Raw genomic sequence first — 25429 nt, 5'->3', positions numbered from 1 at the left:
AATTATTAAATGAAACTTTGTTTATTGGTTGAACAATCTAGATATTTGGTGTTACTGTTAACAGGTATTCCCTTGTAACAGAATCATTTCTTTGCAAGCGCATCCATAACAAGAGAACCTTATAAAGCGAGGATGATCCATATGGAAAAGAATAACGAACTCATTGCAGGCGAACAGATTGAAGGTCCGAAAGCTCCAAAGGACCCGGCTGATCGTAGAAACGGCTTTTTTGTGCTGTATGAAACAGCAATTGAAGCAACAGCAAGAGCTGAAGGAAAACCTTCACAAGAAGTTTATCTGGAAGGCAGCTATCTGATCGATAAGACCAGATTTATAGGCGGCGTCACAGATAAAGCAATTCTGGAGCTTCTGGGGAGCAGTGCAGGATTTCGCAAATTAGTCCACAGTATTGGAGTATCCGTGAGAAGGACTAACGCGCAGGAAGATCCTGTCACTTTTTTATTGCAGCACTGGGGCAAAACTAGTAAATATGAAACCGGCAGTTATTTACGTGTACCCTGCCCCGCCGATGGTTCAGAGGTTATTTTGAAGTTAGCAGATAATCCGGGTTCTGAAGAAGATGATGTGCTCGGAAAATTTGCTTTTGAATTTAATCACGCAGGCGAACTGGCGATTGCGAGTGTTATTTTTTATTTGCATGACGGTTATTCTGTTCCAGAGCTAATCCTTGAACCACCAGTTGCTTTTGAATCGAATGAGTACCAAAAGATCATTACACAATCCTTGCTGCACGCTGGCAATAATAAAAGATTAAAAGCTGCCATGAATAAGGCTATAAAGGGCGAGGAAGTCACGATCGCTTATATTGGAGGTTCCATTACTCAAGGAGCCGGTGCTAAGCCGATACACACGGAATGTTATGCCTATCAGTCGTATTTAAGATTTAAAGACTTATTCGGCACAAATGGTGGCGAGAACATCCATTTTGTGAAGGCTGGGGTCGGCGGAACACCCTCCGAGCTTGGCGTCATCCGCTATGAAAGAGATATTCTTAGAGACGGTTCCGTAACACCAGATATCGTGGTAGTGGAATTTGCGGTAAACGACGAAGGGGATGAAACGAAAGGCAATTGTTTTGAAAGCTTATGCTTAAAAATACTTTCCGCCGATCATCAGCCAGCCGTAATCCTTCTGTTCAGTGTGTTTATGAATGACTGGAACCTGCAGGATCGGCTCTCCCCCATTGGCCGCCATTATAATCTTCCTATGGTTAGTGTAAAGGATGCCGTATCCGAGCAGTTCCGCCTGAGTAAAGCTGAAGGCAACATCATCTCTAAACGGCAATTTTTCTATGATATCTATCATCCGACAAATGAGGGGCACCGGGTAATGGCTGATTGTCTCGCTTATTTATTCACCGAAACCCATAAATCATTAATGAATGAAGATGAGATCTTATTGGATCAACGACCAGTTATCGGGAATGATTTTGCAGGAACCCTCCTGCTGGATCGAAAAAACTATTTTGACGCAGGTAAGATCGAAGTAGGCGGATTTTCGGGGATCGATACCGATTTGCAGCGGGTAGAAATGGATGCTGACTCTCACGGTACTCCGGAATTCCCTCATAATTGGATGCATTCAAGAGCGTCTGGAGAAGAAAGCTTCAAGCTGACAATAACGAGTAAAAATCTCATCCTCGTATACAAGGATTCCGGCAGCAGCGAATTCGGCAAGGCGGATATCTTCGTAGACGGCAGCCTTGCAGTTACTGCTGATCCTCACGTGAACAACTGGACACATTGCAATCCGGTAATTCTATATCAAAACGAAGCTAGCAGTGAGCATCAGATAGAAATCAAAATGGTGCCCGAAGATCAGGATAAGTGTTTTACTATACTAGGCTTCGGTTATACCCTTTAATCAGTTGCAAGACAGCCCCGATGTATTCTTCATCAGGGCTGTCTTTATTGTATCGCTTGGAATTCAGTCCATTTCCCACTAATATACCGCCAAATAAACAATGCCGACTTAATCAACCAATCACAATGGACAGAATTGCTCTCATTCTTGCTCTCCTTACTCCAGCTCGGTCCCTATCCCCTTTTCTCTCGCCTTGTTCACGTAATACACCGCTGTAGCGATATCAAAGACGGCCATCCCCATCGGGCAAAAGAAGATCGGTTCATCTTCGCCGAATTCAGCTAGGCTGTGGCGCAAGACAACATCGGTAATCATCTGGGTGTCAGCACGAGTGAGCCCCTGCTCCAAATGAAGCTGCTCAATATCCGTATTCTCACGGCACACTTCATCCCAATCGTCGACGATAATGGCTTTTAACGAAGCTAACGCCTCCGGCTTATAATCGCGCAGTGAAACATTCAACAGAAGACTACCTTTTTCAGGATACAGATTGATATACCGATGTTCGGATACAGTACAAGTAATAAAGATATTCGAATGCTGATAAACGTCCGCCCACGTCTTAGCCACTTCCATCCTATCTCTAAAGAGAGATGAGATTCCTGATAAGTCTACTCCCTTGATATCGAAAATCCGGATACGTTCGACTCGATCCCCGTACAAAGCCGTAACCATTTGACAATGATACTGCCCAATTGGTCCCCAGCCGATAATGCCTAGATGAATCCGCTCCACTGAACGCGCCAGCAAAAAGTAACGAATCATCAGTCCGCTGATGGAAGCCGTCCTAATAATACTGGGAAGCGGAGAGTTCAAGACGGCTGAAGGCCGGCCTGTACTTGGTTCATTCAATACAATGATGCTATGCGCGCGAGGAAGATCAGCCTCAGTATTATCTGGGAAGCTAGAAATCCACTTTATCCCTGCCGCGTTCACCTCTCCCCCTACGTAAGCGGGCATTGCAATAATTCGGTTTTGTGGACTCTTATACCTTAGGTAAGGCTTTATCGGCTGGACATAATCACCTGAATCGATGATACCCACAGCGGTTTCTACCGACTCCACAAGAATAGGCCAATCAACACCTACTGCCCGTATATCTCGATCATTTAAGTACAGCATACTGTCACCTCCTTATGAAACATATCGTTTCTTACATCTCAGGGAGATCGTCACATTCAGCCAACAGCTCCTGACCGAATTGGTTCTGAATCCATGAGTCAGAATATACGGTATCGAGGTAACGCTCTCCCTTATCATGCAGTATGACTGCGCAGACAGCTCCCGGAGTCAATTCTGGCTCCATCTGCTTCACGGCGGCAATGACTCCACCGGAGGATGCGCCAGCCAGGATGGATTCGTTCTGCGCCAACATCCGGCAACCTTTTACTATATCTGAATCCGAGACATGCACGATATGGTCGATTATATCTGTTCTGCAGAAAGGTGGCACGATGCCGGCACCCAGTCCTGGGAAGCGCCGTGTACTCTTATTTCCGCCAAAAATCGCGCTTCCCTCTGCATCGACAGCCACGATCTTGGTCCGAAGTCCGTGATCTCTTGCGTATTCCGCAAGACCCCGTATGGTTCCGCATGTACTAACGCTGCAAAATAAATAATCCACTCGTTCAAGATCAGTCACGATTTCTTTCATTGTCGTATGGTAGTGGGCTAAATAATTATTTGCGTTCGCATACTGATTCGGCCAGTAGCTGCCCGGTATCTCCGCCAACAACTGCTGCACACGTTTCAGTCTAGCAGGAAGAAACTCCCCTGTTACGGGATCAGGATTGGCGACATAGTCGATTTTGGCATCCAACGCCTTCAGAATTTGCAGATTCGTTTCCGTGGTTCTAGGATCAATAACGCTGATAAAACGCATCCCCAAATACTTACAAATCATGGCCAAGCTGATCGCCATATTACCAGAGCTTGATTCAATGATGGTGGTTCCCGGGCCTATTGTTTCTTCCTTCCATGCCTCTTGGATCATCCGCAGGGCGGGACGATCTTTGGCGCTTCCCCCCGGGTTCATCAGCTCCATTTTTGCATAGACGTCAAACTCACTTTTATAGAACAAGCTCTTCAGCTTGATTAAGGGTGTATTTCCGATAGTCGACAAAATACCATCAGTGAAGTCCATCTCTGCGCGATCTTTATCTTTCTGGTAATATAGCTTTTTGTTCTTAACCTTTCCGCTGTCCATTGACTCGTCTTTGCCTACTATAATGACCTCAATATCATCCAGCAGATGGTTTCGAATCATCATGCCGATTTCCGGAATGCATTCCCTAATTTCCTCTTTGATCTTCGGGACAATGGTGTTATCCGCAGATTTACTTTTGATATAAACGGTCAGCGCGTTCTTCCTCACTTTGACCCGAATGATCGCATCTTCAAGATGTCGGTATACGACCTGTTCGATATCGTACAGGCTTATTTTCTCCCCGTGCTTCAGCTCCCGACCCACCCGTTTGACGATGGAACTAAAGCTCTGCTTCTCCACACCATCTATCATCACAGACCTAAAGTCCCTTACAACGTCATAGGTAACGAAACGAATAGCTGGCAGCATTTTGCGAACCATGGAGGTAAGAACAAGAACACTTTCATCATTACTAAGCGGACTTAGTTCTTCGCCAATCTCCTGCGCCCCAACCCCTTCCGCAAAAATCCCATCAGCAAAAATATACCTGCCAAGATCATGTGAATAATAAGCAATCGTGCCTATTTCAATAGAGCCATACGTATCAATGATGTCGCGCGGTTCAAGACCGAACAGACGGGCCATATTCCGCTGCCACCCTAATGAGGCGATTTCCCCTACCAAAATAATCTTTCGGATTCCAAAAGCCTGCGGATCTCTAGTAGCATGTACGATATGATCAAGGATGGAAGGCATTGTGTAGAGTAAGTCAGGCTTGAAGGTTTGAAGCTGTTCAATATGCTGCTCAATCGGCAATTCGAAGGGAATTGAATGATGTTCCAATCCTAACCGCTCAAAAATGGACAGCGCAGTGTTCGCCGCATGCCCAGTACCCATATCCGCCAAAGCGCTAACACATCCGCTTCCCGCAATAAGATCACCGTACAGCTTCGTTTTAATATCTATATAGTGCTTATCGTCTTCCTTAGAGTAAAGTATCGCTTTTCGACGGCCAGTGCTTGTACCCGACGTCCTATATACGGTCAAAGAAGGATCAAAAGGTTGATTATAATAATAATTATCTAGTGTTGTCGACGTCATAAGCGGAAGCGTCTCTAAGCTAGAATTCGCTCTTTCGCCGCCGATCAGCCCCTTATACCAGGGAAATGCCTCAATTACTTCAAATAACTTATCCTGCAATTTGTCTTTGTCGAGCAGCATGATGGCCGCCTCCTGTTGACCGCTAGCTGCAGCCCATAGATAAATACCTACCATAATCATATGTAGAGTTCTTTCAGTGTGTTCTACGATTCGGTGGTTGCCCAATCAAAAGCTGAGGCATTTCCGTAATATAGCCTATGGATCTTTTGAGACGGAGGGACAAAATGATGAAGCAGATAAGTCGTATATCCAATAAGCTGACGAAGACAAGGGTGCTGGTTAGAAATCAAGAGTTAAATAAACATGTCCCGCTTACAAAAAAAATGGATAAGAACACTCTCTATGAAATGCTACAAAAATATAAGATGGTGTACATTAAGCCTTGCTGCGGATCTTTAGGACAGGGCGTGATACGGGTTGAACTTACTCGTGCACAATACAGCTATCAGTCCGGTACCCACGTACACAAATTCTCTAATTACGACACGGCATATCGGGCCCTCTTACGAGAAGCCCAAGGAAAGTCCTATTTAGTTCAAAAGGGGATCAGGCTGTTGGTGTACGATGGCCGCCCATTCGATATCCGGGTGATGGTGCAGCGAAATTCTAAAGGTGGGTGGGAAGCAACAGGGGTTGCAGGACGCGTGGCGCATCCTCGCAAAGTAGTTACAAACGGGAGTCAAGGAGGAACGATTTATCCGGTTGAGGAATTATTGAAAGCCTACACAAACACAGAGAATTGTACAATATTGATCCGATCCCTGAAGCAAATTGGAGTGAAATCCGCCAGACAGCTTAGCACTGTCTATCCTGGCCTTCAGGAAATCGGTGTAGATATTGCCTTAGATCAACGTCTCAAGCCATGGATCTTGGAAGTGAATACGGCTCCCGATCCGTGCCCGTTTACTAAGCTGAAAGACACCCGTATGATTGACCGAATTGTCAGATATGCAAAAGTATACGGTCGCACATACAATCTCAAGTGCATGAAATCAAAACAAGGGATGGTGTGAAGCATAGTAGAATCTATATGCCGCGGCGAACTGTGCATTTACAAGTCCACAGCTCGCCTTTTGTACGGAGTATAGGGTCTGTGTATTCAGAGGATAGACGAAAAAAGACGAGAAATCCCCTCTTTAAATTTGATTATAAGGGACCTTTCTTTATAACGCTCAGGGGTAAGCTCTGTACTTAACTGGCTATCTTCCTGAAACAATTCTTGAAGCTGTTTAGCAACTTGCTCATCATAAACAATTGCATTAACTTCGAAATTGAGTCTAAAGCTCCGGGAATCAATATTCATTGTCCCTACGGACGCTACTTCTTCATCTACCACAATCGTCTTGGCATGCAAGAAACCATTTTCATATAACAGAATTTTCGCTCCATAATTCAATAATTCACCTGCATACGCCCAAGTTGCCCAGTATACAAAAGGGTGGTCAGGTTTATTTGGAATCATAATCCGTACATCCACACCGGATAGGAGTGCAATTTTACATGCATCCATAAAACTGCTATCTGGAATGAAGTATGGCGTCTGAATATACACACTCCGTTTGGCGTTCAAGATCAGCTTAATATACATATTTTTCAGATGCTCAACTAGCGAGTTAGGACCACTAGACACAATTTGAGCGGGACTTGATCCGGCATGACCTCCAGTAGTAAAGGAAAATTGATCGAAGCTTACCTGCTCGTGTTTCCGGGCATGTTTCCAATCCAGAAGAAACCTGCCTTGAATTTGATTAACGGAACCACCCTTCATTCTAAAATGTGTATCCCGCCAATATCCAAACTTTTTATCTATCCCTAAGTATTCATTTCCCACATTAAATCCACCAATATAAGCAATTTCCCCATCGATGATACATAGTTTTCTATGATTTCGATTATTCATCCGAAAATTTATCGGTCTAAGCAGTGATGGAAAGAATACCTCTACTTCTCCACCAGCAGAAAGTAGTTCTTTAAAGAACTTAAGAGAAAGTCTCTTGGAGCCGATTTCGTCATAGAGAACCCTCACTTTTACGCCTTCTTTGGCTTTTTTAGTTAATTCATCTCTTAATTTTGTCCCTAAATCATCAGGCTGGATGATGTAATATTGAATGTTGACCTCTTTTTTGGCATTTCTAATATCATTAAATAAAGAGTCAAACTTTTGTTTACCATCGTTAAAAATAGCTATCTCGTTATCTGTTGTCATTAGCGCATTCGATGAAACAAGGTTCATATGAATTAAATCAGCATATTTCGTTAACAAAGCGTTCTGATTCTCGCGTTGATCCTTTAATGTAGCCAATTGATGATCTACAGTTGATTGTAGATATTTACTTTCTTCAGCTGAAAGGCCAAAGAAATTCTTTTTTGCTAAATTACGACCAAGAAAGAGATAAATAATAAAGCCCAAAATGGGAATGAAATAAAAAACCATAAGCCACGCCCACGTATAACCAATATCTCTCCTCTCAAAAAATAAAAAACCAGCAGAGAGCAATATGTTTATAATCATAACAAATGAAAGTATCCACGTGACCAGACTGCCGTTGTCCATAAGGAGTTCCTGCCTTTCTTATCTTTCTATAGATGTCGGTATTTCTAGTTTTGCCAAAAGTCAGTTTATTCATCGTCTGATAAATCAATACTTCTGTAAATGACTAGATAGAGTACTATAGCATAATTGTCCATCTAAGAAAACATTTGATAAAAAACTCAATAATTAAAAGATAAAATCATAAAAATCCACATAAAAACAATAGCCCTAATGCAGCAGTTCTGCATCAGGGCTGTTGTTGTGACTTTTCAATTAGTGTGAGAAATATTCAAACAACTCATTGTATATTAAGAACGATTTCTCTCCCAAAATGAGTGACAATGGTTAACGTTCCCTCGCTGAACTTAACTTTCAAATCTTGCTCAGGTGAAAGCTTGAGGACCTCATCAGCTTGATCAGCCTGAATATCCAAAGCCCCCTCTGAAGGACAACCATAGACGGCCGAAGCGAGCCAATGAATTCCCGGCTCAAGGGTGCTCGTCAACATCGGTAGCACCGTTCGAGGGTGAAGCAGGTTCGTATTGGCGTTCGGCCAGACCACCTCACCCTTCCGACAACCTAGCAAATCCTTGATTGCGCTGGTTCCCCAAGCAGTGGAGGCCATCGCACCAGCCACATCGATCTTCGATATTATTTCATTCTCTTGACCAAGTGCGAATCCACCCTCTGCGGTATCCAGCGACCGTCCAGTTTCGACTCGATGAATCCGAATATGCCAAGGCAGTCCGGCGACAACCCAAGTCTGAACCTCGACATTGGCCCACGGTTTCCAGACGGAACGAAGGACGTTGTCTATCATCTCAGACTCTATATTCTGGCGTCGTACCCGGTATAAGTTGTCTCCGACCTCGCTCATCGCAAGCATAGCGTCGAACGCTCCTTGGGAGAGCCCCCATTCGGAGCGGGGCACGCTGAAGCCGAAGCCTGTTGAATACACGAATTTTTCGTATTTGGCCGAGGTGTGGGTATGTTCATTCGTGTATAAATGTCCGCTATTGAAGGCCGCTACATGACCGGAAGCGTGCTCGCGGACGATGACAAGATGTGCAAGCTTCTGAACCATGACAGCCGGAATGGACGGTAGCGGCAGTTCCTCTTCCTTCCAGAACGGATGATCCGCCCCTAGAGCCAGCGGCAAGAAAGTCTTTAACGCCCAATACGGAGATCCGGGAGCATTGTAATTCTCCGCCATGACCAGATTCGGGTAAGTATATCCGATGGTCAGTACGCCATCGGCGTCAACAATCGGCTGACTGAACCACCAACGCAGATTTCGCAGCACCACACCTTTTACCACACCAGCAGAAAATCCTTCAACGTCTGCATAGGCAAAGGCGCTCCAAAATGCCGACTGGGCAAAGCGGTAAGTCAAGCTACGCCCATAAGGAAGTGCGGAGCCGTCGGGTGCGAACCAGCCGATGAATTCAGCAGCAAACAATTGAGCCCGTTCTTTGAACACACGGGAACGTTCGGGGTCTTCCTGTTCCATCAGCTTTGCGTACAGCAGTGCATAGTAATGAATAGCGAAAGGTACGTAATAATCGCTGTGACCATTAATCCCGTCGCTGTACCAGCCCTCTCCCAAATAGAAATCATCCATGCGCTTTAAATTGCTCTCCAGTTGTCCTGCGTCGTAGGGACGACCGATTTTGCGGAATCCGATATTGACTAGAACGTTAAAGAACAGCCAATTGCAATCATAGCAAGGATGGGCGTTTATTTGATTCAGCCAACGGTATAATTGGTCCTGCTCATTCGGAGCAAGCGGCAACCAAATCTGTTCCGGAATGGCTGCCAATGCGAAGCCGAAGACCGCCATTTCGACCAAACGCTGATCGTAGTCCTTCACCTCTCCCCAATATTCTTCATGAGAAGGATCGGTGCCATGCCGAATGCCATCCAGCACGATGTCCCAGAGTTCGCTGTCTCCACCACCAATGAGCAGGGGTACCAAACCCCACAACACCCGCGAGAAACCTTCCATTTCAGCAGTTGCTGCCGAATAGCTCGCCCCTGTTTTGCCAATTTTAAGTCGTGAGCCACCTTTGCTGTAGAACGGCCGAAGTGGATCCGTAAGCTGCTCAAGTGCGATCACCAGATCCTCACGGGTCTTTAGCGGATTATCTCCAATACGAAAAAAAGATTTCTCATTGTTCATCATAATCCCCCCTATTCCCAATAGAAGGGTCCTGCTGCTTTAAGCCGAGCCAGTGCTTCGACATAGAAAAAATCACCGTAGATAAGCGGAACATCTATATTCCGGTTCTCAGGGTAGTTACTTGTACCATGAAGCAGCAACCCTTCCTCGTCCGCATTGTCCCAACTGCCATAATTCCTGTAGAGAGATTCCACTATTCTTATAGCCCCGTTCCGGTACACATGGGACTCCGAATCATCCACCTGGTCGGCTAGCAGCAGCAATCCACTCGCTGCGCAGGAACCAGCGGAGCTATCACGTATCTCGCCGACTTCACCGGGAGCGCGAAAATCCCAATGTGGAACGTGATCATCCGGCAGTCGGGTCAAGAAGAAATGCGCTACCTGCTTGGCTGCATCCAAGTAGCTTCGCTTTCCCGTATGATGATAGGCAAGCGCTAGGCCGTAAATAGCCCAAGCCGTGCCGCGTGACCAAGCCGATTCGGGCGCAAAGCCTTGCCCACCAAGCTTCTCCACCACTTCACCCGTCTCCGGGTTGAATTTGACGATGTGGTACACAGAGCCGTCCGGTCGGATAAAATGCTCCAGCACAGTATCCATATGCGCCTCTGCGATATGACGATAGCGGGGATCACCCGTTGTCTCGGAAGCCCAAAACAACAGGCTGGTGTTCATGCAGCAGTCGATAATAGCAACTCCGCTGTTGTCCTCCCCTTCACTCCATGGATTCCAAGCCCGAATATAATGCCCTTTCAGATTGAAGCGGGCTGCCAGATAGTTGGCCGCCTTTAATGCCCGAATTCGCGACGCTTCGCTACCCGTTAACTTATAATTTGCCACACTGGTAAGAATCCACATGAAGCCTAAATCGTGATCCAGCTTAACGTAGCCGTCCAGTACCTCGTCGAGTCTCTCTTCGCAGCGCTCTGCGATCATTTTAAGGCTTTCGTCCCCACTTTCAGAATAAAACTGCCAGAGCATTCCCGGCCAGAACCCTGCTGTCCACCAGTTCGGCGCTTCAAGCAAGTATTTACCATCTTGACTCGCGTGTGGAAATTCTGCACCGATCTTTCCACTGTTACATCTTGTCTTTTCAAGTGCCTTGTTCCAAGCTTCATCCAGCCAAGTTGGGTTTTCCGTTATATTCATTTCAAACACCGCCTTCTTAGAATGGTTCACTATTTCTTTCATCATTTATATAAATTGAAAGGTGAATACTAATTTCCCTTCAGAACCGGGCTGAAGAGCATGAAAGTCTAGCGTATGCCAGACCGTATCCCTGCCAAAATGATCCCGGTAATCACGTGCAGTAATCTCTGGCTCAACGATCTGAACATCATAAGTCAGTTCCACTCCGCCTACTCCAGTTCCGGGCAGCAGCACAACACCAGAACGCAGCATTTTCGGACGACGCAAGGTAACGAACCGCTCTGTCCAGCTCACTGACTTACCGTTATACTGGTACTCGTCCATTAACTCCAAGCGAGGATGCTGCCCCTTGTACCAAACCATAGAGCGGATCAGGGATTGAAGCTCTTCCACTTCGTATGCCTGAGACAGCTCCAGCTTCAGTTCATCTTTTTCAACCGCAGCCGACGCGTACAGAACTGTAGCACTATGCTTCCTGCCAGCCAGTTGATACTGGCCGCCGATGATCGGAACCGAATGTCCCTGCGAGCCGTTACAATCATATTGATAACGGCCAGCCCTAAAATATTCAGCCGTATACTCTCCACAGCCGAGATCAGCTGCATAGATTTCGCCTCCACCTGACAGAATGAACTGTCCCAGATCATTATGATTATGAGGTTCAGCGTTATGCCCTCCCTTAGCCGCAAAGCCGAACGAACTTCCTCCGGACTGATAACGCGAGACAAGCCATCCCGCATCAGGAAGATAATAACTGGCGGCTCCCCAATCCTGATCCTGTTTCTCATCGCCGGTCCTTCTCCAGATGAGATTTCGAAAAGCCGGAGCCCAGCGGCTGCAGTGATCCTTAGCGTAAGGAGTGCGAAGCACAGGCGGAGGACATTCTACTTCTGGATAGGTATCAGCTAAATAATGGGACAAGCCCATATGTATGTGAATTCGAGGCTCTGAGTCAGAGAAATTGGCGACAAAATTGCCACCGATGAAAACTTTCTGTTGGAACTGAGCGATACTTCGCACTTTGTCCGTTGCAAACCAGTCTACTCTTCCCTCACTTCTAACCCCGAGAAGATCGCTGTAATACGTGAAATAGCCAAATCCGTAGTTCCAGTAACTCAGACCTTCCAGGCAGGCCCCATCATCCCCGAAGCCTTCCAGATAGTAGCTCATGCTGCGCTCTGTCTTCAGCAGGATATTCGTCAGCGCAGCAGGATCATCCAACATCAATAAGGCGGCTACCCCGATCGACCCTGCGCACACTGCTGACCAGTTATGACGTGCAGTCTCCCATTCATAAGGACCACATTCAATAAAAGGTCGAAATATTCTCTTTTCTACTTCATGTCTGATTCGGGATCGAAGAAGCAGCGGAAGTCGTACTCCCAGTAATAGAGAAATTTCGGCAAGGGTAAAAGCGGTCTCCGAGGAGAACAGATCAATAAACTGATCAATATTCTCTGTATTATGATCTGCAGGAAGATGGGCTGGCAGGCACCATGTGTACTCTTCGCATATAGACCATAGGATATTTTCCAGGTTCTCCAGAAGTCTGACATTATCCGGCTCAAGCAAGGTCATAAATACATATGTATTCAGCCTTCTTCTCCGTTCGAAATAGACCCGTTCATATTCTAACCTCGAACCCGTGCGCGCAAAAATTGAAAATAGCGTATCCGTCAGCTCTGATATAGGCTGGCTGTCTAATCTTTGAGCCTCCTCGCGGATTTCGCTGATATCTTCCTTTAATGTCTCGGATAATAAGGCTTGTTTCCAAAAAGCATCCGACTCTCCATCAGGATAATACAAGCTCAGATTTGCTGGCTTCATTTCTTGGACAATTCCGAAAAGCTCCTGTCTGTTCATGCTTTTCCCCTCCCTTTGACCGATTAGATCAGATCCCCCTATCTACTCAAGGCATGATCTCTCATAACATCCTCTCCGGCTGCGATTCTTTGTGCTGTCCATTTCAGTTCTGTCCCTGCCCAGAAAGGATCTGAAGGAAGTATCCCCAGAGGAAGAAATACTGAAGCGCATAAATAGAGACTTCCCGTATTGATATAGCTCTCCGCAAGCTCGGGCTGGTAACCATACACCCCCGGACGTAGCCACCCGTCCTCATCCAGCGTCCCTGGAAATCCCATAGTCCGTGTGATTACAGCGGTCAAGGCGCAGCGTACCTGTGCGGGTGATAGCGCATCCTCCAGAAAATGCTGTAGCGCCGCTTGTGATAGCAGCTGAAACGCACCAAAACGGTAAACGATAGAGCGCCCGATAAACGGATACGTTCCGTCCGGCGCAATCATCCGTTCCAGAACAGTTGCGTATCTTTGTGCCCGCTCCAGAATCAATGGCCTCAATGCGGAGTATTGCTCCGAGTCCCGTTCAAAGAGTGTAATCACATCCACAAGCATCGGCTGAATGACAAAGCTATTGTAATGATCCCAGTGAAAGTCCTTGCCATCCCCGTAGATACCATCGCCTTTATACCAATCCATGAACATGTGGATCGCATAACCAACACGCATCCGGTCATATTCTGAATCGCCGAGTATATACAAAGCTGCTTCAACCATTGCGCTAAACAGCAGCCAATTGCTCCCGCTGGGTGCAGTCCGGCGCGTACGCTTCAAGGCTGTTATTAAATTACCTTTGACCCGCTCATTCAGCCGCCCGGCAAGCTGCTTCGGTGCACGCACCAACGCATGAGCGAGAAATGCCGCATCGACCAACGGTTGGCCTTCGGACTTAAAATCCATATAGTCAGGTGATGATGGATCAACAGCAGCATCGATGCATTCCAGCATCAATAGGACATAACGAGCCCTGAGCTCATCTTCTTCACCCTCCAGCCCTTCAAGCTCTAGCCATGGGGCCATTCCACAGGCCAACCTGGCGAATGCCTCCAAATGCGCAAACTTGCTCCTGTCACTATGAAACTCGGTGGGCAGCCGTTCCTTTAATTTTCTTTGCGACAAAGCGTCAAGTACTGGGTTCCCGATCTGTAGCATCGTATCCAGCCAATATTTGCGGTGTTTCGTACTATTCATACACCATCCACCCTTTCAATTGCGTCTATTCAGCAGATGCAGATCCCTACTACTCATGTTCAGACCAGCTGTATACTTGGTTTATTGCGTAATCTTCTTCTATAGTTTAGTGTTGTATTATTGCAATGTCTTTGCGATTAATGATTATTTATTGCGTTTATTGCTATTAATCTGAAAGGGGTTATCAGAATGAAACATGCCCAGTATTATCAGCCGTTCGAAGGCGACATACTGGCGGGCATCGGCAATTCACCGATCTCACCCACCAAAGATTTTCATATTCATGATCACTTTGAAATCTTCCTATTTTTAGGCGGCACGGTGAACGGATTTGTGGATCAGTACAGCTATCCGCTTCAACGTGGCAATGTGCTCTTATTCAACAATCACGAGATTCATAAAATCATTAATTTATCTCCGGAGCCTTACGAACGATTAACAATTCATTTCAAAGCTCCACTTGTATATCCCTTCTGCACCGCAACCACAAATCTGCTCGCCTGTTTCCAGAACCGTCAGCCTGGAGAGCAGAATCTCGCTCAAATGGATGAAACACTGCTTGCAGAGTACATGGCCCTTGCCTTTCGCCTGATTGCAATCTTGGAGAATCCTCAATACGGCAGTGAGGTTCTGGCTTTAACTTATCTGATCCAGATTTTGGTCCTCATTAATGAGCTATATAGCCGTACTAGTTCCACCATACCCAGTATTATTTCATCGCATATTCAATCTGCCATGCGCTATATCGATAACCATCTGCATCTGAATCTGTCGCTAGAGCAGATCGCTGGTGAATTAAACATCGATAAATATTATCTTAGTCACCTGTTCAAGCAGCAGACAGGAGGAACGATCTACCGTTACGTCCTGCTTAAAAAAATCGCTTTATCCAAACAGCTCTTGTCCGCCGGAAACTCCGTATCCGATACCTGTTATCTATCCGGCTTCAATGACTATGCCAATTTCATACGTACTTTCAAGAACATCACGGGCATTCCTCCTGGAAAATACGGCAAAAAAAGCTGACATTGCCACTTATCGACGCCTCGCAATTGTATAAACCCTTCTTTGAACTTATAAAAAAACCTGGCACCCGCTAAATGCAGCTGCCAGGTTCATGGAAGTGCGGCTTACAAATATCCCAGCAGATTGGCGATGACTTGCGCACTTTCGGCACGGGTCATCATCTCTTGCGGTGCGAATTGCATATTGCCTCGTCCTTTTATCAGCCCTGCCTGCTCAGCGAAACTTGCTGATTTCTGTGCCCAGACATGAATCAGGAAATAATCACTGAACGAGCCTGCGGAAACTTCATTTACCTTGCTGCCTTGTAAATATTCATAAGCTCTAACGATCATTACGGCCATTTCCTCGCGGGTAATGCTGCGGTCCGGTGCGAATGAATCCGAACTACGTCCGAGCACAATACCCGCTTCGCTTACGCCTGCAATGGATTCGGCATACCAAGCACTGGAGTCCACATCAACAAACGTTGAATGACTTCCCGCCTCTAAGCCTAGTGCTCTTGCAATCATGGTCGCGAATTGTGCTCTTGTCACTTTCCCCTGCGGATTAAATTCAGTATCGGAAATACCTTGGATAATATGTTTAGCCGCCATTATCTTAATAACATCGCTAGCCCAGCTATCCGTACTGACATCCAAGAATGTCTTGTCATATTCCAGGACTGCAAACTGGCTGAAATGCTGTATTTCCGTACTCCATTTTCCATCAGCTAGCGTTCCGCCCATAAATTCAAGAGCTCCGTTCCCGGCTATATTGTAGATGCCGAGCAAATTAGGATTGGAATCTGAATCTACTATAAAGGTAAGCGTCAGTGGCTTGTCAAAACGGGCTACCGGTACGGCAGTGTCATTCGTACTAATAACTTCCAAACTGAAGTTAATTACATCACTTGCAGCAGAGAACTGAACCGAGCCGTTGACAGCTGGGTTATTCATAAGCTGTTCCACGGCAACTCTTGATGCCTTCACGGCCGAGAGTTTGATTCGTGCTCCATCAACTTGACCTCCTGCAGCTTTCTCCTGGATACTCTTTAGCGCTTCTGGGGTCAGTTGGATAGCAAATGTATTCCATACGAGACGCAGCGTGTTCACTCCGACAATATTTGACACTCCCACAGGAAGCAGAACGGAATCAGTAGCTTCTGTGATCTGAACTGTTATTCCCCCTCCAACCGGAGCCGCGAAATCGTCACTGTTAAGAATCCGCGTGGTCTGCGGCAGCGGTGTTGGTGTTGGCGATACCATCAGTGCTGTGGTCGACACCGGCCCTGAGGTTACTTCAGGTACAGGTGTCGGTGTAGGATTTGCTGTGGGTTCAACTGTCGGTGTTGGTTCTACCGTTGGTGTTGAAGTCGGCGGATGCTGTGCTTCTCCCACTGTAACTATTCTTATAACTTCAACAGCCGTATTGCCCGCGGAATCGCTCACATTATAATGATAAATGTAAGTGCCTGCTGATGAGGTATCTAGTGTCTCCGTATGATTCCCATCCTTCGTAATCGTCGCCACAATACGTTCTGTAATATCGCCATCGCGGTTATCCATTGCGGTGGCTCCGGCATCTGTATAGCTTGCACCATTGTCCAGTTGAACAGATGGTTCACCAAGCAGTGTAATGACCGGCTTCAGTACATCTGGATCTTCCGATACGATTACTTTTCGGGTGACTTCCGCAGCCGTGTTGCCTGCGTCATCGCTGACATTGTAATGGAAGGTGTAGATATCCGCTTGCGCTGTATCTAACTCAGTCAGACCATACACTTCACTGCTGACCGTTGTATTGATGCGGTCTGTGATATCACCGTCTTGGTCGTCATACGCAGTGGCTCCTGCATCCGTATATTCAGAACCGATCTGCAGGTTGACTATGGCTTCACCTATCAAGGTAATCTCCGGCTGCTTCATATCTGGCTCCGATAGCTTAATCGTTCCGCTGGCCGCAGCTTCTGCCTTCGCCTCGCCCTTGTTCAGTAATACTGTGAAGCTGAAGCTGCCGGCTGTGTCATCAGTAGCTTCCTGGAACGAAGATAGGGTGATATCACCCATCGTAACCCCCGTATCACTGAACCCGATTAAACCGTTCATCGTTTGGAGCAGCCAGGTCCGGACTCCATCTTCGCTGTTAGCTGTTTCCTTCTGCACGCTATATGCAGCACCTTCTATAATACTTTTAGCCTCGTTTACAGCCTGCTCATTGACAATGCTGACCCTGTCCTTCGCCACTGCTAAGTAACTGATCACAGATGCCTGACTATTCGTATTGTTTATCGAATATTTCACGACGCCGCTCACCGGTAGCGTAAAGTCATGAGTGATCGTGACGCCATTAGGACCTGCGAGTACACCGGTCTTGACCGTTTCGTTCACTGTCTTCCCTTCAGCATCAGTGTAGCTAAGCGTGATATCCATCGTGCGGTTGCTCATATTCCACCAGTCCCGATGGAACGATGTAATCGTGTACTTTCCTGCGCTCAGAGGGAGGGTGTAGATCAGAGGTGTATTCTTTGTATTCGAGCTGTAGACACCTGTCTGAGTTTTATCCGTGATAACCACGGCACCGCCAAGCCCTTTGAGATTATAATTTGCCCCTGTATTGATATGACCCCACACAGCGCCTGTTGATAGTTGATCCGCGGTGCTATTCAGAAGGCTGTCGCCCACGAAATTCTTGATCACCGTATAGGGTGGTGTGACGACATCCGCCGAAACACCGACATCCAAAAAGTACACGAGACCTTCTGGCACTACTTCCACATTAGCAGTGGTTTTTAGATTGCCATAAGTGCCGGTTACAGCTACTCTTTCATAGGGTGTGTTGAAGCTGACCGCGTCTAAATTCCACTTCACAGACACCTGCAATTTGGATCCATCTTCTCGGGTAGCCTCCAACTTATCTGGAAGATTCGGCAGTTTCCCGACATAAGTGGCAATATCCTGAGGAGCAGCAAGCTCCCGTATATCCCCTGTTGTCAATTGGTTCTGGGCAGAAATCAGACGTCCCGCGAGTTGCACAGCTCCTTCCTGATCCAGTCTGAAATCAGCAGCATTGTCTAGTGCTTCTTGGGCGGTGTTCTGTGCGGCTGCAAAAAGCTGCCAGTCTCTATCCGAATATTCATCCAGTTTGGTAACTTCTTTCGCCGCTATTACCGCTGATTGAAGAGCAGCTGTGTCCGCTGCACCTTTTACTTCACCGGAAACAACGGCCACCGCGTCCACTACCAAAGTACCGCTTAATACCTTTATCTGAACGTTATGCTGTCCATATTTAAGTCCGCGAAGCGTGTACGTTTGGTAGAGTTCTTTAGAGGCCATCGTATCGGCTGACAGTGTGACAATATCATCATCAACAGTCACTTCTAACTTAGCCGATCCATTATTCGGTCCCAGAATATCTAACCCGGTGCCTTCAAAAGAATATTCCATCGTAGCAGCTGCACCTTGACTGGTAGATAGGGAACGTTGATAAATATACATACCAGCCCCGTTTTGATGACTCCACAAACCGCCGTATTTTAATTTAGGGTTTGGTGTAGCAGCCAAATCATACATTTCAAGATTATCCAGTAATTCGGAATAGTATGGCGTATAGCCGTCAATCGTCTCGACCTTCAGATTATCGAAACGAACATGATAATATCCACTGGCTAAATCTACCCGACCAGACAATTCAGGGTTCGGATCAGTATAAGAAGCCAGTTTCACATCGTCCAAATAGGCAGTCACTTTATCGCCTGCAACCTGAATGGCAATGTTATGCCAGGCATCATGTGCGGTGTTAAATCCATCCAGCTTTACTCCACCGGAACCGCTCACTACATTGCCACTCGCTACTGCGCTATTATTGACCAGCAGCTGCCAACCTCCGTCAAACCAGAACTTCAGTACATAAGGTGTGCCGTTTATAGTGTGAGAGCTGCCGCCTCCTTGATACCGTGCGCCAATCGCAGCATAATTGGCTCCGCCCTGCGTACTGTTCGTCTCGAACGAAACATCTACACTGGCCTTGTAATTTGTCCACCGGTTATCACCTATAGCTGTTACGGGATCTCCACCGTTCCAAGTGCCACCCAGCCCCATAATTTCCGTATCCAGCTGTTGGCGCAGAACATAGTTGTCAGAGCCGTCCGGAAGATACGCTTCGAATGCACCGTTGCGGTCATGCGTATAGCGCGGTATCACACTTTTAGAGCCGCCGCGGGATTCTATATAACTTTGGGTGCCAGCATTCTGCCCACCTGCCCCGATCTTCACAACGGATTGATTCGAGTAGTCAAAATCATCGGCATACAGGATATTGTCCGCTGTATTTTGAATCCTCCCTGTGGCGTCGGTATCAAGCACGATGCGGTCGCCTTCTACAGGTAACGGTATTTGATACGCCTCATTGTCCTTGTTCTTCAGAGTGGTCACAGTCAATGTCGAATATGGTTTGACATGAATGGTATAAACCCCACTGCCATCAACAGCGACATCCCCGAGATATTTCATATAATTGCTGTTGAAAGCTTCGCCCGCGTCTGCTGCACGAGTCTCCCATACTTCCAATGAGGGATTACCCACAAAGTTCATATTTACCGTCTGAAGCTTATAGGTTTTGGCATATTCGCTATCGTTCACGATAACGGTTGAAAAATCGCTTCTGTCAGGTGAAGCAAGCGTCATATAGCTAGGAGAACCGTTGCGACCGCTAACAGGGTTAGTGCCTGTCGCACCCGTGGAGCTAGCCTTAGGAACTGCTCTCCAAATCCCTGCCGTATTATCCTCGTTCTCCCAGCCCACATTGGCGAACCAGCTGTAATGCTGCAGAGCAACAAGACCTGCATCATAATGAATCCATCCCGACCACGGATCACGTGCGCTAAGTAGTTCCTTAAACGAATATTGTCCACCTTCGTAGAAGGAGCCGATGGCCGGCTGATAAATAAAGTGCGTCCGGCGGGAATTGACGAATCCTTTAATAATCGTATTGCTCATCTCCAGTGGACTGCCAACACCGCCGATGCCGGTTCCTTCCACTGTAGGGTCCTTCACATTATTGTTGGGACGGAAGGCAGAGTTACTGAAGGTGGACTGCGCCTCACTGTTCCATACTTCAATATCATATTGTTCTGCGAGCTTTTTGAAATTGCCTGCGCTGTCGTCGTCAGTGTTATAGTGATATCCGGCAATCGGAGCCGCATCCCTTAGAGAAGCGTCGCTTACCATACTGCCGCCAAATGAACCAATCCCTACTTCATCAGAGATCACAACTTTGATCTGGTTATAGAGCGCTTGCTCTACTGGGCTTGCAAAACCTTCGTTATCTGTTTTAACACGCTCAGCGTACTGTTTGGTCCAGGTCAAATCCGGCGTATGCTCGTTGATATGGGGATTGACGTAGTCGACCATATAGCCATACTCACGGTAAGCAGCAAGAATTGTATCTTTATACCAGGTATAGATTTTATCGTTGTTGCTTGCCCAGGCCGGAGCACTCCATCGCAGGATGCTGACCTTGAGATCCGGATTCGTAGCCTTGGCGTCAGCCGCAAGCTGGAATCCGGGATGCCTAGTGACATTGGCTTCTTCATCGGCCGTACGCATAGTAGCCGGGTCCGGGCCGGTAGAGTTGTTACGGTCATTGCCCATCTCGATTTTCACATGCGTCATGATGGGATGCTCTCCACCGAACAGAATCCGCAACATTTCTGCGTAAGCTTCCGGATGCTCAGCCTTATAATCCATCAACAGGGCACTGGTGCTGTTGGCACTTAGTACGCCAAATCCCTTGAACGTTAGGCCGTTGACATTGTCCGCTTTAATATCGTTGCCGTCGAGTAGAACCTTGACCATGGAAGCTGCGTTCTGCCGAGCATCTTCGATCTCTTTTTGAATCCCGCCCTTGGCAACGGCGAACCAGCTCAAGATTGGCTTCTCACCGGAAACATAGGCATAGGTCAATGTCATAGGGCTACTAGCGTCGATATCACCGGGAATAGTGAATTCGCCGGAAATAAGCGGAGTCACATTAGTATTGAATTGTGCAAACGAGATCGTCTTTGTTACACCATTTGTATCCTTATATTCGATCTGAGGCTGTATTACTCGAGTGCGGCTGCCATACCAATCATGGAAACCACTACTGAGTGTATAGGTTCCAGCTTCTGGAGCCATTAATTTATATACAATATGATTGCTAGTAGGGTCGGCACGAAGTCCTACTGTCCATATGGATGGATCAGTTGCAGGATCGGTAAGTCCTCCGTCTTTGGAGTTCTTCACCTTGTTTATGGAATCATCAAATCCCCAGGCAGTCGTTCCGCTGATATATTTCTGATCTGGTGACTGGTTGAGCAACGCGCTACCGGACAGCGTATTGACTGCTTCGTACAGTGGCGAAGAAGTAGGACCATTACCTACGGAATCGCCCCCTCTGCCGCTATCCACAAAGTAAACCAATGGATTCCTTGAAGGTGGAATAACTTCTACATTGGCAACAACCGGCCCACCATTCGCTGTACCCGTGACTGTCACTGTGTCATAAGGAACGGCAAAGGTATCTTCACCTATATTCCATTTCACAGTCGCAGACTGGCCTCCAATGTCAATGCTAGCAGGCAAAGTAGTGTCAGCAGATGTCTTCGCCCCCATAAAGGCGGCTGCGAAAATAGTATCCACCGTAGCCGCAGATACAGATGGCATATGGAGTGCCGGAAACATTCCAACTACAAGCGCAGTGGTCATCATCATTGAGAATAGCTTTTTTCTAACGGAGTGTTTTCTGCTCATTCTTTAATCCTCCTTTTGCTATAAATGGTCTCTCGGCATGTTTCATGCTTGATTTGACTTTATCGCCCAGCAAACAAAGAAAGCGCATTCATTTCATTGATAAGCTAAAAAAAACTGGCAGCATGCGAAAAGTGCAACTGCCAGGTTCAAACCTGTCTAGCCTTTAATACCAGATGCTGCGACGCCCTGAACGAAGTACTTCTGAAGTGCCAAGAAAACAATCACAACCGGAATAATGGAAACCACACTTGCAGCCATTATCAGACCGTACTCGGCGGAATATTGCGAAATGAACATTCGTAGTCCAATCTGTATAGTCTTGAGTTTCGTATCCGTCAAATAAATCATCGGCCCCAAGAAGTCATTCCAAGTAGCAACAAAGGTAAAAATCGTCAAGGTGGACAAAGCCGGCTTGGATAGTGGCAGCATAATTCTCGCCCAAATCCCATATTCGCTCAAGCCATCGATTCGGGCCGCCTCGCATAATTCATCTGGGACACCCTGATAGAACTGGCGCATCAGAAATACTCCGAAAGCCGAGAATGCCTGCAATAGAATGATTGCCAGATGGGTATTGTTAAGTCCCATGTAACGCATCAAGATAAATTGCGGCACCATATATGCCTGCCAAGGTATCGCAATCGTAGCGATATATCCAAGGAATAAAACATTTTTCCCTCTGAATTGCAGTTTGGAGAATGCATACGCAGCAAAACTTGAAGTCAATAGCTGCAAAATCGTTACGATAATTGATAATTTCGCCGTGTTATAAATGAAGCGGTCCAGTGGAATACGGGTCCAGATATCCACGAAATTTCCCCAGCGCGGATTCGCCGGAATCCATTGCATCGGGAACGAGAACACATCCTTGTTCAGCTTGAGCGAAGATGACAACATCCATATATACGGAACAAGCATACAGAGCACCGTAGCAAACAACAAAATATACACTAGCACCATCGTGCCGATTCTAATTCCTTTATTTGTACCCACCATATCTTTTGAATCCTCCTATTGTCCGTATTTCTTCTCGCCGCGGAACTGGACGATGGTGATGCCAAGTACCAGCAGAAACAATACAATGGCCATGGCGCTGGCATATCCGTAATCAAGCGAACGGAACGCCGTATTGTAGATTTGATAAACCATAACCCTTGTAGAATCGTTCAACTGGTTATCAGCGCCGGCAAATAGGTTGATAAAAATATCGTAGACTTTGAACGAATTGATGACTAGAATCATCAGCACAAAGAAGGATGTAGGCGCCAGTTGAGGGACCGTCACATTGCGGAATCTTCTCCAGGCGTTAGCACCATCAAGTTCAGCAGCCTCATACAACTCAGGGTTGATCCCCTGTAGACCTGCCAAGTAAATGACCATGTAATAACCCATGTTTTTCCACACAGTGAACAGTATTACTGTGAACATCGCCCACTGTTTATCCGCCGCCCAGCGGGGAAGATCCTCCAGTGGGATACCGGTAAGGGTATGCAAAATATTGTTGATCGGCCCCATCGTAGGGCTGAAGATAAAGTTCCATACGGCAGCAACGGCTACCAAGGATGCCACATATGGGAAAAAGAATACGGTTCTCATGAAATTGCGGGCCATGATCTTCTGATTAAGCAAAATAGCCAGCGCCAGTGCAACAATCATGGTGAACGGTACTACGCCAATAGTGTAAACAATGGTATTCCATAATGCTTTATGAAATGTTGTATCTTTAATAAGCCGGGTGAAATTGTCCAATCCGATATATTTCATTGGATTGGCCCCATCCCATTTCACAAAAGCTAGGATAAAGGCGAAAAACATGGGTACTAGTGTAAACACGGCAAATCCGATAAAGTTCGGCGCAATGAAGCTGTACGCTACCAGGTTTTCCCGGACACCTTTTGACAAATGACGTTTAGGGATTTTTTTTGTATCCAATATGGTTTCGTTCTGCATTCTTTCTCCTCCAAACCTTTCTATAAAAGACGGGCTTTCACCCGCCCTTAGAATTCACCAACTCTCTTCAGGTTAATTGTTCAAGAGCTGCTGTACGCGCGTATTCATATCCTTCAAGCCTTCGTCGATCGAAGCGTTTTTGGTCATAATGTTATCGTGGGCTTCGTTTAGAATTACTTCAATGTCCGCACTCTTTTCATGCATTGGCATTTCCAAATACGTCTGAACCGTAGTCAGTGCCGCTTTGCTGTTATCATCCGTAGGGAAACCGTTAATGGAAGTAATGGAACTGATAACTTCATCGTTCTTAATCGCTGGAATGGTTCCGGTGGAAGCAATGACCTTAGCACCTTCTTCACCAGTCACAAAGTTCATGAAATCAAGTGCCGCTTCTTTATTTTTGGATTTCTGATTTACAGCCAGGGAAGTAATTGTACCCAGTGTTGTACCGGCTTCCACACCATCCGGGTGAGGGTATTTCACAATTCCCCAGTTGGTTGATTGAGACTCGCCGCTCTTCACCTTTTCAATTTGAGTCGCTATAAACCAGCTGCCCATGTTCATCATCGCAACGGAATTGTTGTAGAACACACCGGAATAATGCGTGCTTGAAGTCTTTAGTGTGGCGTAATCCATAACGATACCATCTTCCTGTTCTTTCAAGATCCGTTCATAGGTTGGCTTCAGGAAATCGTAGTTTCCACCGACAACGTTGTTCTTACCGTCAAGAATACCGAACAATTGAACCGCGCTCCGCCAAGTATGATAATGGGCTCCGTATACTTTTTCAGAACCGCTGCCGGAGGTCATTTTTCTAGCAAGTTCATCATATTGGTCGAATGTCATATCATTACTTGGATACTCCACTCCCGCTTTATCGAACAAGTCCTTATTATAGTAGACAACCCAGAAATCACTCCGGAAAGGAAGCGCATACACTTCATCGTTCACTTCGATCTGTTCTACAGTACCGCCATAGACAGATGGATCAATGTTTTTGTCTCCCATGAATCCCTTGAGCGGCTCCAAGTGATTTTGTTTCACAAGGTTTGAGTATCCAGGAATATCCTTAATCGTAAGAACATCCAGATCTGCACCACCGGACAACTGTGTACTTAGCATTGTCATATAGTCGGTGGAACCAAGATCGACATATTCGATCGTTACATTCGGATGCTCAGCTTTATAGGCATCGATCAACGGCTGATAGTATGCTGTGGCTTCCCAATCCCACAATGCCCATTTCAAGGTCACAGGGTCCTGTTTCGGTTCAGCGGAAGCGTTTGCAGTATTGCCCGTTTCTGGAGCAGCTGTTGCAGCACTGCCTTCGTTGTTGTTATTACCGGAACATCCGGCTAGCGCACTTAGGGAGAGTATTGTGGCAAAAGTCATGCCATAGAATCTTTTCAATTTCATATAAAAATCCCCTTTTCCTTCTGATTGTTTACACTGATCGGCTCATCCGATCTATTTCAAAGTTTAAGACTTTCCCATCTAGAATGGCATGTATTTTCAAACTCAGTTCATTCACTTTTCTTTGTTCTTCTCTTCCTCCTTGCTTCAAACCTGTAAAATCCTATTTAAAACA

At 46.4% G+C, this 25429-nt stretch carries 14 protein-coding genes; 3 read left to right on the top strand and 11 right to left on the bottom strand.

Features of this window, described 5'->3' with window-relative positions; translation table 11 throughout:
- Positions 1 to 141 precede the first annotated feature (141 nt).
- Complete coding sequence (locus MKX60_RS16180; protein ID WP_341060368.1) at positions 142 to 1884, top strand: SGNH/GDSL hydrolase family protein; 1743 nt, start codon at positions 142 to 144, stop codon at positions 1882 to 1884.
- Between the two features lie 156 nt (positions 1885 to 2040).
- On the opposite strand, the gene MKX60_RS16175 is transcribed toward MKX60_RS16180, so the two are convergent.
- Complete coding sequence (locus tag MKX60_RS16175) at positions 2041 to 3006, bottom strand: 2,3-diaminopropionate biosynthesis protein SbnB (protein ID WP_341060366.1); 966 nt, start codon at positions 3004 to 3006, stop codon at positions 2041 to 2043.
- A gap of 31 nt (positions 3007 to 3037) precedes the next feature.
- Positions 3038 to 5311 (bottom strand): 2,3-diaminopropionate biosynthesis protein SbnA, encoded by a 2274-nt coding sequence (gene sbnA / locus MKX60_RS16170; RefSeq protein ID WP_341060364.1) that lies wholly within the window; start codon positions 5309 to 5311, stop codon positions 3038 to 3040.
- Positions 5312 to 5415: 104 nt separating this feature from the next.
- On the opposite strand from sbnA, the gene MKX60_RS16165 reads away from it, so the two are divergent.
- Positions 5416 to 6204, top strand: a complete 789-nt coding sequence (locus MKX60_RS16165) for a YheC/YheD family protein (protein ID WP_341060362.1) — start codon at positions 5416 to 5418, stop codon at positions 6202 to 6204.
- Positions 6205 to 6290: 86 nt separating this feature from the next.
- Here MKX60_RS16165 and cls read toward each other — a convergent pair whose 3' ends face one another.
- From cls to MKX60_RS16140, 5 genes are all read right to left on the bottom strand, one after another.
- Positions 6291 to 7745, bottom strand: coding sequence for a cardiolipin synthase (gene cls, locus MKX60_RS16160; RefSeq protein WP_076283096.1), 1455 nt, complete (start codon positions 7743 to 7745; stop codon positions 6291 to 6293).
- Between the two features lie 277 nt (positions 7746 to 8022).
- On the bottom strand, positions 8023 to 9906 hold the full coding sequence (locus MKX60_RS16155) for a DUF2264 domain-containing protein (protein WP_341060360.1): 1884 nt from the start codon (positions 9904 to 9906) through the stop codon (positions 8023 to 8025).
- Positions 9907 to 9914: 8 nt separating this feature from the next.
- Positions 9915 to 11051, bottom strand: coding sequence for a glycoside hydrolase family 88 protein (locus tag MKX60_RS16150; protein WP_341060358.1), 1137 nt, complete (start codon positions 11049 to 11051; stop codon positions 9915 to 9917).
- A gap of 45 nt (positions 11052 to 11096) precedes the next feature.
- Positions 11097 to 12914 carry a heparinase II/III family protein gene (locus MKX60_RS16145; protein WP_341060356.1) on the bottom strand — a complete coding sequence of 606 codons (1818 nt, stop codon included), beginning with the start codon at positions 12912 to 12914 and terminating at the stop codon, positions 11097 to 11099.
- Between the two features lie 38 nt (positions 12915 to 12952).
- Positions 12953 to 14098, bottom strand: a complete 1146-nt coding sequence (locus tag MKX60_RS16140; RefSeq protein ID WP_341060354.1) for a DUF2264 domain-containing protein — start codon at positions 14096 to 14098, stop codon at positions 12953 to 12955.
- A gap of 189 nt (positions 14099 to 14287) precedes the next feature.
- On the opposite strand from MKX60_RS16140, the gene MKX60_RS16135 reads away from it, so the two are divergent.
- The gene (locus MKX60_RS16135; protein WP_081392972.1) at positions 14288 to 15124 is read left to right on the top strand and encodes a helix-turn-helix domain-containing protein; all 837 of its coding nucleotides are present in this window, start codon (positions 14288 to 14290) and stop codon (positions 15122 to 15124) included.
- Between the two features lie 104 nt (positions 15125 to 15228).
- Here MKX60_RS16135 and MKX60_RS16130 read toward each other — a convergent pair whose 3' ends face one another.
- The 4 genes from MKX60_RS16130 to MKX60_RS16115 form a co-directional block, all read right to left on the bottom strand.
- The gene (locus MKX60_RS16130) at positions 15229 to 21891 is read right to left on the bottom strand and encodes an S-layer homology domain-containing protein (protein ID WP_341060352.1); all 6663 of its coding nucleotides are present in this window, start codon (positions 21889 to 21891) and stop codon (positions 15229 to 15231) included.
- A gap of 156 nt (positions 21892 to 22047) precedes the next feature.
- Positions 22048 to 22887, bottom strand: a complete 840-nt coding sequence (locus MKX60_RS16125) for a carbohydrate ABC transporter permease (protein WP_081392974.1) — start codon at positions 22885 to 22887, stop codon at positions 22048 to 22050.
- 15 nt (positions 22888 to 22902) lie between these two features.
- Positions 22903 to 23841: a carbohydrate ABC transporter permease gene (locus tag MKX60_RS16120; protein WP_341060350.1), complete on the bottom strand. Its 939-nt coding sequence runs from the start codon at positions 23839 to 23841 to the stop codon at positions 22903 to 22905.
- A 72-nt stretch (positions 23842 to 23913) separates the two neighbouring features.
- Positions 23914 to 25257 (bottom strand): ABC transporter substrate-binding protein, encoded by a 1344-nt coding sequence (locus tag MKX60_RS16115; protein ID WP_341060348.1) that lies wholly within the window; start codon positions 25255 to 25257, stop codon positions 23914 to 23916.
- Positions 25258 to 25429 lie beyond the last annotated feature (172 nt).

This window comes from Paenibacillus sp. FSL R5-0914 (genome assembly GCF_038004525.1).
In the GTDB taxonomy this organism is placed as follows: domain Bacteria; phylum Bacillota; class Bacilli; order Paenibacillales; family Paenibacillaceae; genus Paenibacillus_AQ.
Note: the sequence above shows the minus strand (reverse complement) of the source record. Positions and strands in the feature narration are given on the sequence as shown.